This window comes from Reyranella sp. (assembly GCF_965229815.1).
In the GTDB taxonomy this organism is placed as follows: Bacteria; Pseudomonadota; Alphaproteobacteria; order Reyranellales; family Reyranellaceae; genus Reyranella.
In genome coordinates, this window is sequence record NZ_CBDDJN010000006.1 from 1,567,476 (window position 1) to 1,581,203 (window position 13,728).

14 protein-coding genes are annotated in these 13,728 nt (G+C 69.7%); 8 read left to right on the plus strand and 6 right to left on the minus strand.

Annotated features, from left to right (window positions below; translation table 11 throughout):
* Window positions 1–44 precede the first annotated feature (44 nt).
* The 3 genes from ACO073_RS18810 to ACO073_RS18820 all read right to left on the minus strand — a co-directional run bounded on the left by ACO073_RS18810 (window position 45) and on the right by ACO073_RS18820 (window position 2,870).
* Window positions 45–1,085: a FecR family protein gene (locus tag ACO073_RS18810; RefSeq protein WP_421999260.1), complete on the minus strand. Its 1,041-nt coding sequence runs from the start codon at window positions 1,083–1,085 to the stop codon at window positions 45–47.
* Window positions 1,086–1,140: 55 nt separating this feature from the next.
* A complete protein-coding gene (locus tag ACO073_RS18815; protein WP_421999261.1) occupies window positions 1,141–1,638 on the minus strand; it encodes a sigma-70 family RNA polymerase sigma factor in 498 nt (165 codons plus the stop codon).
* A gap of 197 nt (window positions 1,639–1,835) precedes the next feature.
* Window positions 1,836–2,870 carry a hypothetical protein gene (locus tag ACO073_RS18820; protein ID WP_421999263.1) on the minus strand — a complete coding sequence of 345 codons (1,035 nt, stop codon included), beginning with the start codon at window positions 2,868–2,870 and terminating at the stop codon, window positions 1,836–1,838.
* A gap of 235 nt (window positions 2,871–3,105) precedes the next feature.
* On the opposite strand from ACO073_RS18820, the gene glk reads away from it, so the two are divergent.
* A complete protein-coding gene (gene glk / locus ACO073_RS18825) occupies window positions 3,106–4,029 on the plus strand; it encodes a glucokinase (RefSeq protein WP_422002177.1) in 924 nt (307 codons plus the stop codon).
* Here the strand turns inward: glk and ACO073_RS18830 are convergent.
* A complete protein-coding gene (locus ACO073_RS18830) occupies window positions 4,022–4,390 on the minus strand; it encodes a YciI family protein (RefSeq protein WP_421999265.1) in 369 nt (122 codons plus the stop codon). The genes glk and ACO073_RS18830 overlap by 8 nt on opposite strands.
* Before the next feature lie 122 nt (window positions 4,391–4,512).
* Window positions 4,513–5,436: a YwqG family protein gene (locus ACO073_RS18835; RefSeq protein WP_421999266.1), complete on the minus strand. Its 924-nt coding sequence runs from the start codon at window positions 5,434–5,436 to the stop codon at window positions 4,513–4,515.
* A 149-nt stretch (window positions 5,437–5,585) separates the two neighbouring features.
* Between ACO073_RS18835 and ACO073_RS18840 the strand changes: the two genes are divergently transcribed.
* Window positions 5,586–6,518, plus strand: a complete 933-nt coding sequence (locus ACO073_RS18840) for a 1-phosphofructokinase family hexose kinase (protein WP_421999268.1) — start codon at window positions 5,586–5,588, stop codon at window positions 6,516–6,518.
* Here the strand turns inward: ACO073_RS18840 and ACO073_RS18845 are convergent.
* On the minus strand, window positions 6,515–6,724 hold the full coding sequence (locus tag ACO073_RS18845; RefSeq protein ID WP_421999269.1) for a hypothetical protein: 210 nt from the start codon (window positions 6,722–6,724) through the stop codon (window positions 6,515–6,517). The genes ACO073_RS18840 and ACO073_RS18845 overlap by 4 nt on opposite strands.
* 408 nt (window positions 6,725–7,132) lie before the next feature.
* On the opposite strand from ACO073_RS18845, the gene ACO073_RS18850 reads away from it, so the two are divergent.
* From ACO073_RS18850 to ACO073_RS18875, 6 genes are read left to right on the plus strand one after another with little or no spacing between them, the layout of a single operon-like run.
* Window positions 7,133–7,711: a cytochrome c oxidase assembly protein gene (locus tag ACO073_RS18850; RefSeq protein ID WP_421999270.1), complete on the plus strand. Its 579-nt coding sequence runs from the start codon at window positions 7,133–7,135 to the stop codon at window positions 7,709–7,711.
* On the plus strand, window positions 7,704–8,813 hold the full coding sequence (locus ACO073_RS18855) for a c-type cytochrome (RefSeq protein WP_421999272.1): 1,110 nt from the start codon (window positions 7,704–7,706) through the stop codon (window positions 8,811–8,813). Before ACO073_RS18850 ends, ACO073_RS18855 begins: the two co-directional genes overlap by 8 nt.
* Window positions 8,810–9,784, plus strand: coding sequence for a cytochrome c oxidase subunit II (locus tag ACO073_RS18860; RefSeq protein WP_421999274.1), 975 nt, complete (start codon window positions 8,810–8,812; stop codon window positions 9,782–9,784). The genes ACO073_RS18855 and ACO073_RS18860 overlap by 4 nt, the downstream gene beginning before the upstream one ends.
* Window positions 9,771–10,844, plus strand: a complete 1,074-nt coding sequence (locus ACO073_RS18865; protein WP_421999275.1) for a sodium:calcium antiporter — start codon at window positions 9,771–9,773, stop codon at window positions 10,842–10,844. Before ACO073_RS18860 ends, ACO073_RS18865 begins: the two co-directional genes overlap by 14 nt.
* A gap of 5 nt (window positions 10,845–10,849) precedes the next feature.
* A complete protein-coding gene (gene ctaD, locus ACO073_RS18870; RefSeq protein ID WP_421999277.1) occupies window positions 10,850–13,387 on the plus strand; it encodes a cytochrome c oxidase subunit I in 2,538 nt (845 codons plus the stop codon).
* Entirely contained in the window at window positions 13,387–13,722 is a 336-nt protein-coding gene (locus ACO073_RS18875) for a hypothetical protein (RefSeq protein ID WP_421999279.1), read from the plus strand. Before ctaD ends, ACO073_RS18875 begins: the two co-directional genes overlap by 1 nt.
* Window positions 13,723–13,728 lie beyond the last annotated feature (6 nt).

The window sequence follows — 13,728 nt, forward strand, 5'->3', positions numbered from 1 at the left end:
CCCGGCAAGACTTCCAACGAGGCGTGCGACTTTTCACAGGGGAACTAGGGGCCAGCCGATACGACGACGAGCAGCCAGGGCGAGAGCTGGTGCACGCTGGCGCCATGCGACGCCGCCACGCCACGCAACGTGCTCGCCGGATCCTTGAGGTCGTATATGCCGCTCACGCGCCGCGACGCGAAAGCGCCGCTTTGCACGACGATCAGGCCGGCATGGTAGCGACGCAGTTCGGCGACGATCTCGCCCGCCGGACGATCCATCGCGACAAGCTCGCCACGGCGCCACGGCGCCACGTCATCGGGCTTCATGGCGCCGTGCTCGATGGGATAGCCGGGCCGGATCCGGGCGATGGCGCCGGCCTCGAGGAACGCCGGCCCCGACTGCAGCGCTCTTCCGCCCTCGACTCGGACGCGGCCTTCCTGGACGGCCACCAGCGTTTCCGCATCGTCGAGCCGTACCTCGAAGGCAGTGCCGAGCACCGTTATCGACGCGTCGCCGGCCTCGACCCGGAAGGGCCGCGACCTGTCGGGCACGACCTCGAAGAACGCCTCGCCCTTGAGCAGGCGCACCTCCCGGGTCTCGGGCCCGACGGAAAGCTCGACGGCGCTCTCCGGTCCAAGTTGAACGCGTGAGCCGTCTGCCAGCACCAGGCTTCGCACCTCGGCGGTCTCGGTGACGACATCGGCCTCGAGCCGCAGGAGCCATCCGGGCAACAGCGCCGTGACAATCAGTGCCATCCAGGCGGCTGCGGCGAGACCGGCGGCGATGCGCCAGCGCCGGGCGGCCCGTGCCGCCGGGGCACGCGCCCGCGACGGCCCAGGCGCTGCCGCGGCGGGAAACGGCCGCCCCGCGCTCCGCTGCGGGGTACGGGGCTGCCAGTGTTCCGCATGCCGTGGTGCATGCCGACCGATCAACTCGTAGGCAAGCCGGGCGCGGTCCCAGCTTTGGGCGTTCAGCGGGCTCGCTGCACGCCAGGCCTCGAATGCGGCGCGCAGCTCGGCGTCGCCCCCGCCCTCCGACAGACGCATCAGCCAGTCCGTCGCCTCTCCTTCGGCGCGATCGAGGTCTGTCGGGGACACGGCCATTCCAGTTCCTTGCTCCGCGCCGGTCAGGTCCGGACGCGACGCTGGGTATCGGCGGCTAGAGGGAACGCATGCAGTGGCGCACGCCTTCCGCAACCAGCACCTGTGCCATGGATACAGAGATTCCCAAGTGCTCGGCAATTTCCTTGAGCGTGCAGCCGCCGAAACGGTGCATCTCGAGAGCGATGCGCGTCCGCTCCGGCAGAGCCTCGAGCGCGTCGAACACGCGCCGCAGTGTCTGGCGATCGATGAGCTCCTGCTCGGGCGACGGCCTGCCTTCCGGGACCGCCTCGGCGATCCGCTCGGCGCCATCCTGGAAATAGCGCTTCTCGAGAAGTGACCGGCGCCGCCGGTCGAGCGCCAGGTTGCGGACGATGCGATAGAGGTAGCCCACCGGCTCGTCGAGCAAACGCTCCGGTGTCGCGCCCTTGAAGCGCAGGAACGCTTCCTGGACGACATCCTCCGCCCGACCCGGATCGCGCACGATGCCGTTGGCGTACTCGACCAGCTTGACGCGATGGTCGAGGTAGAGCCGCAAGGTTCGTTCGTTCCCCACGCCGTGACTTTGGCCCCTGTCGCGGCGCGACCGTCGTGCGGGAAGGTCGCGACGCCAATTGCGAATGCTTCGCAATAGCTATTATCCGAGTCGCGGATGCCGTGCAATGCTCCTCGTCGGTCCTGCCCGATGGCGTGGGGATGCCTGTCGTGACTGGTGCCGAAGGCTCAGATGGGTACGGCAGTGCGCGGTAGCGCCTAGAGGCGCGGCGCCGGAGGCACGCCGCCGCCGCCCACCTTCGCGGCCACCGCGGCGGCGAGGCCGCACACGGTGCTCGCGAAGGCGCAGAAGCCGGCGACGGGCTGTCCCTGGGCGAAGGCCGACCGGATCTGGCGGTCGATGTCGGACTCCTCGTGATCCGGCCGTGCCGGCGCCAGCGCGGAAGCGACGGCTAGAAGCAGCGTCTCGACCGGCACCTGGCGCCCGCCCGTCCAGGGATGCTCGTGACGCAGCCAGATGTCGAGGTCGACGGCAAGCTGATGGTGCTCGTCGCGCGCCGCCGCGACATCGAACGCCGCCGCGATGAGACCCGCCGGCGACTGCTGCGGCGCGGGCGACACCGGCGCGTGGACCAGCAGCGGGGCGTCGGCCACGGCGGCACAGCTCTGCAGCAGCGGCGCGTCGCCGGCAACGAGGCGCACGAGCGCCTCGGCGAGGCCCGCGAGGTGATGATGCCGGCCCTCCCGCGCCAGCGCCGTGAGGTCGGCCGCGACCTGCACCTGGCGGCCGAGCGCCACCAACCAGCCGGTCGTCGCCGACGCCTCGCCGCCGATCTGCTGCAGCAGCACCTCAGCCCGGCGGCGCCGTGCCAGGCGAGCCTGCTCGTTGCCGACATGATCGAGCGGCGCCTCCGTCTCCTCGACCATCTCGGGCGCCACGATCCCTTCGGGACTGAACTCCCGGCTGGAGCCGATGATCTGGCCGCCGGCGGCGACCACGACATCGTCGCCGCGCCACGCCACGTTCAGGCGCAGCAGGCCCGGCGCGCGCAGCCGCAGGTGCACGGTGCGCACGACCTGCGTGGCATGGCCCGCGCGCGCCAACTCGACCCGCAGCCGGCCCGACGGCTTGGCGCGGACGGTCAGCGCCCGGCGGCCGTCGCGCTGGCGGACCAGGGTCTGGGTGACGCCGGGCGGCCAAGACGGGACCTGCACCTCGACGAAGAGATTGCCTTCCGCGAGGTCGTCGGCGACGGCATGGGGCGGTCGGGTGGCCTGGGCGAAGTCGGTCATCACAACCTCCGGCTGAGGTTCCGCCGCACGATGGCGGCACCCCGGCGGCGCCACCTTGCGATGCATCAAACATCGGCCGGGTCCACCGGCCGTTTGAGGCAGGTCAATCGCCCGGTCGCCGGCCCCTGTAGCGTCGGTCCGAACTTCCCAGCCGTAGCCGCACCGGAGCCTCCGCATAGCCACGAGACGACGCGCGACCGCCGACGCATCTCCGGGCGCCTGTCTGCTGGCCGACATCGGCGGTACCCGGGCGCGCTTCGCGGTGCTGCGGCCATCGGGGCTCGGCCCCGTCGATTCCTTCGCCACGCGCGACCACGCGAGCGCGGTCGACGGCTTTCGTCACTTCCTCGACCGCCACGCCGACGACCGGATCGAAGGCGTCGTCGCCGCCGCCGCCGGCCCGGTGCGCGACGGGCGCTGCACGCTCACCAACGCCGCGTGGACACTCGACGGCGCGGAACTAGCGCGCGACCTGGGCCTGCGTTTCGTGCGCATCGTCAACGATCTCGAGGCGCTCGCCTGGGCGGTGCCCCGCCTTGCTGCGTCGGACGTTGCGGCGGTGGGCGGCGGAGAGCCGGTGAACAGCGCGCCGGTCGCCCTGATCGCGCCCGGCACCGGCCTCGGCATGGCCTGCTTCCTGCCCGGCGTCGGGCCGCAGGCGCTGGCGAGCGAAGGCGGCCACGCCACCCTCCCCGCCACGACCGAGGACGAAGCGGAGGTCATTGGTATCCTGCGCCGCCGCATCGGCCATGTCTCGGCCGAGCGCGTCCTGTCGGGACCGGGCCTGGTCCGCCTGCACGAGGCGCTGGGCGGCAGGCAGGCGCCGTGGGAAGCGCCGCCCTCGCCGGAGGAGATCGTGCGCGCGGGCGTCGCGGAAGGATCGGCGGCGGCGCGCCGGACGCTCGACCTGTTCTGCGCCTTCCTGGGCAGCGTGGCGGGCAATGCGGCGCTCACCTTCGGCGCCCGCGGCGGCGTGCTGATCGGCGGCGGCATCGTCCCGCGCATCGTCGAGCGGGTGCGCGCCTCGTCGTTTCGCGAGCGCTTCGAGGGCAAGGGCCGCCTTCGCCCCTATCTGGCGCAGGTGCCGACCCGAATCATCGTGCGCCCCGAGCCGACGTTCCTGGGGCTCGAGGCGCTGGCCCGCTCGGCGTTCAGCTGAAGTCTGACATCTCGTAGAGCGGCCGGATCTCGATCTCGCTCGGACCCGGCATCGGGTTGGGGCAGCGCTTCACCCAGGCCACCGCCTCGTCCATGTCCTTGACCTCCCACAGCCAGAAGCCCGCGACCAGTTCGCGCGGATGGACGAAGGGCCCGTCGATCACCGTGCGTCCCGCGCCGTCGAACGCCACGCGCTTGCCTTCCGAGGAGGGCTTCAGCCCATCGGCGTCGCGCAGGATACCGGCCTTCGTCAGCTCCTCGTTGTAGCGGCCCATCGCCTCCATCATCGCCTGCGTCTCGGGCGTCGCCACGAAGCCCTTCTCGCTGTCCTCGGTCGCCTTCACCAGCACCATCACCCGCATCTGCCGTCTCCTTTTTGCCAACCGGACCCTGCCGGCATTTCATCGGAACGACGAACGGGAAGGCCGGATGCCGACGGCATGTGCCGAGAACCAGTACGACATGAACTCTTCGGCTTACCCATTCACGTGCATTGCAGGATCGTCCAGGCGCGCTCGAACCGCCGTTGGGCGAGGTCCTCCTCGCGACACCAGAAGTAGAGCTTGCCGCAGTCGCCCCACAGCCAGTCGAGCGCCTCGTCGGAGTCGAGCTGCAGGAGCAGGCGCCAGTCCTTTGCGCGCTCCCGGAGCGTCGCCATCCTCGGATCCCCGTACGCTTCCGACTGCCCCGGATTGAGGCCGTGCCGGACCATCTCGCATTCGATCTCCATCGGACCCTGGACCTCGCAGGGCCAGCCTCCGAATGCATGGCCCTCGAACAATATTTCCTGATGGTCCTCCTCGCTCAGCTTCCCAAGCTCGTCGTGGAAGGCGGAGACGCCGTATCCCGAATCGCCCTTCATCTCCTGCTTGAGCCAACTCCACTCCGGCAATCCCTGCGAGGGCTGAAGCTGGAGGGGACGGACGGGCGACCATCGCCCAACGCCCTGGACGGGGCGCCGCGTGGCCGTTCCGGCCCTAACGAACAGGACCTGCGTCCCCGGCGCGTCGAACGGTTCGCTGCCCCAGGGCTGCACCTCCGCGTCGTAGAAGAACAGGAGCAGCCCGGCCGACGGCAGCGGCAGGTCGCATCCCGCCGCCGCCACGTCGGCCAAGTTGATCTGGGCCAGGAAGGAGAGCGACTGCGTCTCCCAGGCCTCCGGTGGCCGATAATCGTCCTCCTCCCGCGTATAGGCGTAGGGACCGCGGGTCGGCCAGGCGACGCCGTCGGGCAGGTCCGGCAGGCCGCCCAGCTTGCTGGTGCCCGGCGGAGTCGTGTCCTCGTCCAGCGACGAGGGGATCAGCCGGATGTTGGACCGGGCGAACCTGGACCAGGCATCGGCCAGTTCGGGATCGATGCCCCGCTTCTCCAGGAAGCGGCGCCAGACCGCCGGATCTCCATACCGCATGTCGCCTCCATCCTTGCTGCGAGGAAGACGTCACGATCGCCGAAGCCGTTACACGGACCACGGCGAATGCCCACGCACGGCGTGCGCTTGACCTGTGTCAAGGCAGCGCCTGTTCCGGACCGTCACGGTCGGCGCAAGGGAGAAGATGCATGCCCGCGCGCATCGCGACGCTCACGGTCAATCCGGCGGTCGACATGGCGACCGTGGCCCCGTCCGTGCGGCCGGGCCACAAGATCCGGACCTTCGACGAGCGCTACGACGCCGGTGGCGGCGGCATCAACGTCGCCCGCGTCGTCGGCGAGCTGGGCGGCCAGGCGCTGGCGCTGTTCGCCTCGGGCGGCGTGACGGGCCGCTTCGTCGAGGAGTTCCTGACGGCGGCCAGGGTGCCCTGGCAGACCGTCGGCATCGCCGGAGCCTGCCGCATCAGCGTCACCGTGTACGACCAGTCGACCGGCCAGGAGTATCGCTTCGTCCCGCGCGGCCCCGAGGTCGCGCCGTCGGAATGGGCGACGATGCTGGAGAGGCTGCGCCAGGTCGAGGCCGACTGGGTGGTCGCCAGCGGCAGCCTGGCGCCCGGCATGCCGACCGATTTCTACGCGCAGGCCGCACGCATCGTCGCCGCCCGCGGCGCCCGCTTCGTCCTCGACACGTCCGGCCCGGCGCTGACCGCCGCGCTGGGCGCCGGCATCTTCCTGCTGAAGCCCAGCCTGTCCGAGCTCGAGGCCATCGTCGGCCGGCCGGTCGACGACCTGCCGAGCCAGCTCGCGCAGGCCAAGCGGCTGGTCGAGGACGGCGCCGCCCGCATGGTGGCGCTGACCCTCGGAGATGCCGGCGCGATCCTGGCGACGGCCGACAGCGTCATCCACTCGCCGGCGATCGCGGTGAGGCAGAAGACCGGGGTCGGCGCCGGCGACAGCTTCCTGGCCGGGCTTGTGTTCGGGCTCTCGGAACGGCAACCGCTCGACGAGGCGTTGCAGCTCGGCCTCGTCTGCGGCGCCGCGGCCGTCCAGGGCGTGGGCACGGCGGCCGTCCGCCGCGCCGACGTCGACGCCCTCCTTGCCCGGCTGCGCAGCGACGCCTAGCCCTGCGTGGCAATGATCGCTGCGACAGGATCCTGCGCATGACTTGCCGCGCTTCCCCGACCACCCGACTGTCCTCGGAAGTGCGCGGCCATTGACTGATCGCGCTTCGGCGAACACCGGAGTGAACGGCGGCGTTTGCGCGAATCGATGTTCATGGCGATGTTCAGAATCGTATCGGGATGGCGCGCCGTCGCGTCGCGCAACATTGCCCGACCGTAAAATCGTCCAGCCATGTTGCGTGGCGGTCCCGAGGCTTGCGTCTGCCGGGGCGCGCAAGCCTGCGGCGGCCGCGACATCAGCCGAATCCGCGAGTCGGCCGATCGGCATGTGGACCGACTGCCTCCGGCCCCCCGGGCGGTCGCCCCGTCCCGCCCATGGGACTTCCCCGAATGCTTGGAGGAAGCCGACCGAGCAGAGGTTGCCAACCAGAGGCGCTTTTTTGACGAAATGCAGCAACCGCACCCATACCGAGGCGTTTCGGTAGGCACCCGCGGGGTTTGTCGCATTCTTGGGGTTCCCGTGGAGTTCCGTTTCGCCGCGCACGACCCCATGCATTCGCCAGACTTCTCCACAGCCGAAACCGCGTCGAACCGGGAAGCCCGATGCACGAGCACATGGACGCCATTCTCGCCGGCCTTGGGCACCTGAGCACCGCGATGGGCGCGCACATCCTGCTGATGAACCTGCTTGCACCCGCGGCTGCCCTTTGGATGACGCGCGCATCGCTTCCCTTCCCGGCCGGAGTCTCCGACCCGTTGGCGCCGACGATCGTGCAACTACTGCTCCTGTGGGGATGGCACACGCCTCCTGTCTTGACGGCCGCAATGGAATCGCCGGCCTTGCATCTCACGATGCAGCTTTCGCTGATGGCAAGCGCGGTGTGGTTCTGGCGGACAATCGTGGGTGCGGCGGCATCCTGCCCCTGGCGTGCCATCGCCGCCCTTCTGATCACGAGCAAGCTCTTCTGCCTGCTGGGCGTTCTCCTGACGTTTGCGACACGCGCAATCTACCCGGCGATGACGCACCACACCGGGGCAGCATTCGATCCGCTGGCCGATCAGCAGCTCGCCGGGCTCATGATGCTGATCGCCTGCCCCCTCAGTTATCTCGTGGCCGCCGTGGTCGTCGCGACGCGCTGGCTGACTCGCTCCGAGCTGGCTACACAGCAGGACGAGGGCGCCAGGATTGCCTAGGCTCTTCGGCCTCTCGGTGCGGCAGATCCTGGTCGGCGGCATCGCCGCCACGGCGCTGTTTCTCGTGGGCGCGACCATCTTCGTCCTGTCGGGCCTCTACAACGTATCGGCGTCGCGCGAGCATCTCGACGTCACGACCTGGCTGCTCGAGGTCGTGCGGCGGCAATCGATCCGCACGCACAGTCTCGCTGTCGGCACGCCTCCGCCCGTTTCGGAGGGCGCGTTGCGGCTCGGCGCCGTGCATTACGAGCTGGGCTGCGCGGGCTGCCATGGCGCGCCGGGCCGCCCGCCGAGCAAGATCCAGGACGCGATGATTCCGTCGCCTCCGTCGTTTGCCGAGGCCGCATCGGCATGGACTCCCCGGCAGCTCTACTGGATCGTCCTGAACGGCCAGAAGTACACGGGCATGCCTTCCTGGCTCGCGCCGAGCAGGCGCGACGAGGTCTGGCCGATGGTCGCCTTCCTGACCCGTATGCCCGATCTCGATGCGGCGGCCTATCGACGGATGGCCGGCCCGGCCGAGGGGCGACCGGCCGCTCGGCCGGCGCTGGGGGCTCAAACGGTCGGGCTGCAGGTCTGCGCCCGCTGTCACGGTGCGCCGGGAGAGGACCCGCCGATCGCCATCGTCCCGCAGCTCAGCGGCCAGAACCAGGCCTACCTCCTCCGCTCGCTGCAGGACTACGCCGAAGACCGGCGGCCGAGCGGCTACATGCAGCTCATTGCAGGCATGCTCGACGAACTGGAGATGCGCGAGCTCGCGGCGGCCTATGCCGGCGCCCCGGCACCGAGGCGTCCGGCACCGGCACCGGCCACCGACGCCGGCATTCTTCGGCGCGGCGAGATCATGGCGCGACGCGGGCTTCCCGAGAAACGGGTGCCGGCCTGCCTGGCCTGCCACCTCCAGGCGCACAACCCCGCCTTCCCGAAGATACTCGGCCTGACGGCGGACTACATCGAGCAGCAGTTGCGCCTCTTCCGCGACGGCACGCGCGACACGCCGACCTACGGGTCGATCATGCGGGCGGTGGCACAGCGCCTGAGCGACGACGACATGGCCGCGGTCGGCGCCTACCTCTCCGCAATGCCGGGACGGACGCCATGAGGCGGCTCGGCCCGATGTCCTGCCTGCCCGCGCTCCTGCTGGGTTGCTCGGGCGAGCAGGCCGCCCTGGCACCGCGCGGGGCGGAGGCGGGCGAGATCGGAAGGCTCTTCTGGACAACGACGACGTTCACGGGTGTCGTCCTGGTCGGCGTCTGCGCGGCGACGCTGCTGGCGATCGCGGGGGGAGATCGGGTGCGGAACCTCCTGTCCGCCCGTCGCTTCGTGATCGGCGCCGGCCTGGTGTTTCCGATCGTGTCGCTGCTGATGCTGCTGGCCTACGGGCTGTCGGCCATGACCTCCCGGATATCGCCCCGGACGTCCGACGCGGTCGTGCGAGCGACCGTCGTCGGCGAGCAATGGTGGTGGAGGGTCGTCTATCACCTGGCCGACGGGACCCGGCTGGAAACCGCCAACGAGCTCGTGATCCCGGTCGGGGAGCAGGTCGCGCTGACCCTCGAATCGGCCGACGTCATTCACAGTTTCTGGGTGCCCAGTCTCGCCGGCAAGGTGGACATGATTCCCGGCCGCTCGAACCGGCTCGTGCTGCAGGCCACGCAGCCCGGCGTGAGCCGCGGCCAGTGCGCGGAATACTGCGGCGGCGCGCACGCGCTCATGGCCTTCCACGTCACCGCACGGGACCGGGTCGGGTTCGACGCCTGGCTCGAGGCACAGGCCGAGCCGGCCGCCGTCACCGAGGGCGAAGGCGCCGCGCTCTTCGTCCGCTCGGGATGCGGCGCCTGCCACACCATTCGGGGCCTTGAATCGGCCGTCGGCACGGTCGGCCCCGATCTCACGCACGTCGGCAGCCGGCCGACACTCGCGGCGGCGGCGCTGCGCAACGATCCCGAAGCCTTCGCGAGCTGGATCCGGGACAGCCGCCACGTCAAGCCGGGCAGCCGCATGCCGCCCTACCGCATGCTGACGGACCGCGAACTCGGCGTGCTCGCAGGTTACCTGGATGGACTTCGGTGAGGGCGGGATGATCGACTTCAACAGCCTGGGTCTGGCCGCCAACCTTGCCATCTTCGCCGCTGCGGCAGCCGTCGTCTGGGTGGCCGGCGTCCACATCACCCGCTACGCCAACGTGATCAGCGTGAGGACCGGCATCGGCCAGGCCCTGGTTGGCATGCTGCTGCTGGGCGGCGTGACGTCGCTGCCCGAGGTCGCGGTGGCGGTTTCGGCGGCCGCGCACGGTCAAGCCACGCTCGCCGTCAACAGCGTGCTGGGCGGCGTGGCCATGCAGGTGGCGATTCTTGCCATTGCCGACGTGGCGATCGGGAAGAGAGCGCTGACGGCGGTGGTCCCGAATCCCGTGGTCTTCCTGCAAGGCGCCTTGAAGGTCTTCCTTCTGTCGGTCGTGGCCAGCGCCATCGTGGTGGGCGATGTGGCGTTTCTCGGCATCGGCCTGTGGATGTGGCTGCTGCTCGCCCTCTTCCTTTTCGCGATGTGGACCCTGAGCAGCACCAGCACGAGAAGGCCCTGGCGTGTCGTAGACGACGAGGATCTCGAAGGGCAGGAGAAGCGTCGGGCGAAGCAAGAAGCGGAGCGCCAGGCGTCGCGCGGCCTCGGTTCGACCATCGTCCGCGCCGTCATCGCGTCGGCCGCCATCATCGTCGCGGGCTACGTCCTTTCCCGCACCGGCGACGCCATCGCGACGCAGACCGGCCTGGGCGAGAGTTTCATCGGGGCCGTCCTGGTGGCCATCGCCACCTCGCTGCCGGAGGTCAGCACCGTGCTGACAGCGGTCCGCTCGGGTCTCTACACCATGGCGGTCTCGGACATCTTCGGCACCAATCTCTTCGACGTGGCGCTGCTGTTCGTGATCGATGCGGTGGCCGGCGGCGAGCCGGTGCTCAACAGCGCCGGCCGCTTCTCGACCTTCGCCGCCGTCATCGGCATTACGACCACGATGATGTTCGTGGCGGGAGTCGCGGAGCGTCGCGACCGGGCCGTGCTGCGCATGGGCATCGATTCCATCGGCGTCCTGGTGACCTATCTCGCCGGGCTCGTTGTCCTCTACTTCCTCAGGTGAGTGCGATGCCCGACCCCGCGCTCCCCATCAGCAAGACGCCCCGTCCGCCCGGCGAGGAAGAGGAACTGCTGCGCATCTGGGCGACGCCGACAGGATGGCGCCTCCCCAGCGCCGTCAACAACACCGTCATCGGCCTGATCTACCTGGGGGCGGCGCTGCTGTTCTTCGTGCTCGCCGGCATCCTGGCGCTGCTGATGCGGCTGCAGCTGGCGCAACCGGACGGGCAGTTCATCGGCCAGGAACTCTACAACCAGATGTTCACCGTCCACGGCACGACGATGATGTTCCTCTTCGCCGTGCCGGCCATGGAGGCGCTGGGCGTCATGCTGCTGCCCCAGATGCTGGCAGCCCGCGACCTGCCCTTCCCGCGACTCAGTGCCTTCGCCATCTGGGCGTACATCATCGGCGGCCTGGTCTTCTTCTCGACGATCCTCTACGACCTCGCGCCGGCCGGCGGCTGGTTCATGTATCCGCCGCTCACGCTGACCGAGTACCAGCCCGGCGACAATGCCGACTTCTGGCTGCTCGGGATCGGTTTCATCGAGATCTCGGCAATAGCCGGCGCGATCGAGATCGTGATCGGCGTGCTGCGCACGCGACCGCCCGGCATGACCCTCTCGAAGATGCCGATCTTCGCCTGGTCGATGCTGGTCTTCGCGGCGATGATCGTGTTCGCCTTTCCGGCCGTCATTCTCGCCACCATGCTGCTCGAAATCGAACGCGCGTTCGGCTGGCCGTTCTTCACCGCCGCGCGCGGTGGCGATCCGCTGCTATGGCAGCACCTCTTCTGGTTCTTCGGCCATCCGGAGGTCTACATCATCTTCCTGCCCGCGGCAGGGCTCGTCTCCATGATGGTGCCGACCTTCGCGCGCACGCCGCTGGTCGGCTACCGGCTGATCGTCGTTGCCCTGATCGCCACGGGCTTCTTCAGCTTCGGGCTCTGGGTGCATCACATGTTCACCACGGGCATACCGGGACTGAGCCTGGCGTTCTTTTCCGCCGCGAGCATGGCGGTGGCGATCCCGTCGGGCATCCAGGTCTTCAGCTGGATCGCCACCATGGCGGCGGGCCGGACGCGCTGGCGGATCACGACGCCGTCGCTCTTCATCCTGGGCTTCCTGTTCATCTTCGTCGTGGGCGGCCTGACAGGCGTGATGGTGGCGATGGTGCCCATCGACTTCCAGGTGCACGACACGTACTTCGTCGTCGCCCATCTCCATTACGTGCTGGTGGGCGGCATGGTCTTCCCGCTCTTCGCGACGTTCTACTACTGGGCCCCCATGCTCAGCCGCAAGCCGTTGTCCGAGCGCCTCGGCCGATGGTCGTTCGGCCTCATGTTCGTGGGCTTCAACGTCGCCTTCTTCCCGATGCACATCACCGGCCTGGCGGGCATGCCGAGGCGCGTATGGACCTATCCGTCCGGGCTGGGATGGGACGATCTCAACCTGCTGTCGACCGTCGGCTCCTTCGTTCTCGCCGCCGGCGTGCTGGTCTTCCTCGTCGATCTCGCCTGCAACTTCCGCCTTTCCGATCGGGGGGCGGGCAACACCTGGGATGCGGGAACGCTCGAATGGTTGCCGGGCGACGTCTATTCGACGCGCAGCATTCCCCACGTCACCGGCCGCGATCCGCTGTGGGATCGGCCGGAGCTCGCGGCCGAGGTGGCGGCCGGCGCCCACTATCTGCCCGACGCGCCGACAGGCGGCCGCGAGACCCTGGTTACCAGTGCGGTGGAGGCGGAACCGCAATACGTGCTGCAGATGCCCGGCGCCGGCTGGCCCCAGGTCCTGACCGCGGTGTTCACCGCCGCCTGCTTCCTGCTGCTCACGATCAAGGTCGTGCTCCCGGCGGTCGCCGCGGCCGTTCTGGCGATCGTCTTCGCCATAGTGTGGCTGTGGCCCCTCGATCCCGGGCCGGCCAAGGGACGCGTGGACGTCGGCGCCGGGCTCCGGCTGCCGACCTACATGACGGGCCCCCAGTCGCACGGCTGGTGGGCAATGGTCGTCCTGATGCTGGTCGCCGGCTCGCTCTACCTGTCCTATTTCTTCTCCTATCTCTATGTCTGGACCGTGTCCCCCGAGGTCTGGCCGGCCGGAGGGTCACCGGCGCTTCCGGGGCCGGGCCGGCCCCTGCTGTCCGCCGCCCTGTGCATCATGGCCGTGGTCGCCTTCCGGGCCGGAGACCGCTGGTTGCCCGCACCGGGGACGCGCGCAGGCCTGCCGTCGCTGCTGAGCATCGCAATCGGCTGCGCCTCCCTCGTGGCCGCCGTGACGGTGGAGATCGAGGGCCATTGGCAGGCGGGGCTGAGGCCGCAGGACACCGCCTACGGTGCGATGGTCTATCTCGCCGGCCTGCTGGCCGCGCAGGTCGCCGTCGTCGTCGTGCTCATGGGCCTGTTCACCGCAGCCCGACTGGTCGTGGGCCGCACCGATCGCGAATGCCGCAACAGCTTCGACTACACGGCGCTGCTCGGCTACTACGCCGCCGGGCAAACCTTGCTCGGGCTCGCGCTGGTGCACGGCTTCCCGAGGCTCGTCGCCTGATGCGCGCCACCCTTGCCCTGCTGTTCGGGCCGCTGGTCTGGCTGATCCACCTGGCGGTTCTCTACGGCACGCACTCCTCCGTCTGCGCGGCCGCTGGACGCACCAACGGGCCGCTCACGCCGCTCATTCCGGTCTTCGCCCTGGCGACGGCAATCGCCCTCCTGCTCGCCTCGCTGCCGCTGGCCATTCCGGCGCGCTTCGAGACGTTCTTCTTCGGGAGCAGGTCGGAGCAGGAGCGGCGGTTCCTGATGTCGGTGATGCGCTGGCTGGCTGGCCTCTCGATCGTCGCCGTGATCGCCAACGGCATTGCCGTGATGATCGTGCCGCCCTGCTGACCCTGG

Coding starts and splice junctions, on each gene's coding strand:
- ACO073_RS18845 (WP_421999269.1), bottom strand. CDS start 6,724: ATGTTGCGCGACGCGACGGCGCGCCATCCCGATACGATTCTGAACATC.
- ACO073_RS18830 (WP_421999265.1), bottom strand. CDS start 4,390: ATGCGGGTGATGGTGCTGGTGAAGGCGACCGAGGACAGCGAGAAGGGC.
- ACO073_RS18860 (WP_421999274.1), top strand. CDS start 8,810: ATGAGGCGGCTCGGCCCGATGTCCTGCCTGCCCGCGCTCCTGCTGGGT.
- ACO073_RS18840 (WP_421999268.1), top strand. CDS start 5,586: ATGCCCGCGCGCATCGCGACGCTCACGGTCAATCCGGCGGTCGACATG.
- ACO073_RS18835 (WP_421999266.1), bottom strand. CDS start 5,436: ATGCGGTATGGAGATCCGGCGGTCTGGCGCCGCTTCCTGGAGAAGCGG.
- ACO073_RS18850 (WP_421999270.1), top strand. CDS start 7,133: ATGGACGCCATTCTCGCCGGCCTTGGGCACCTGAGCACCGCGATGGGC.
- ctaD (WP_421999277.1), top strand. CDS start 10,850: ATGCCCGACCCCGCGCTCCCCATCAGCAAGACGCCCCGTCCGCCCGGC.
- ACO073_RS18875 (WP_421999279.1), top strand. CDS start 13,387: ATGCGCGCCACCCTTGCCCTGCTGTTCGGGCCGCTGGTCTGGCTGATC.
- ACO073_RS18865 (WP_421999275.1), top strand. CDS start 9,771: ATGGACTTCGGTGAGGGCGGGATGATCGACTTCAACAGCCTGGGTCTG.
- ACO073_RS18820 (WP_421999263.1), bottom strand. CDS start 2,870: ATGACCGACTTCGCCCAGGCCACCCGACCGCCCCATGCCGTCGCCGAC.
- ACO073_RS18810 (WP_421999260.1), bottom strand. CDS start 1,085: ATGGCCGTGTCCCCGACAGACCTCGATCGCGCCGAAGGAGAGGCGACG.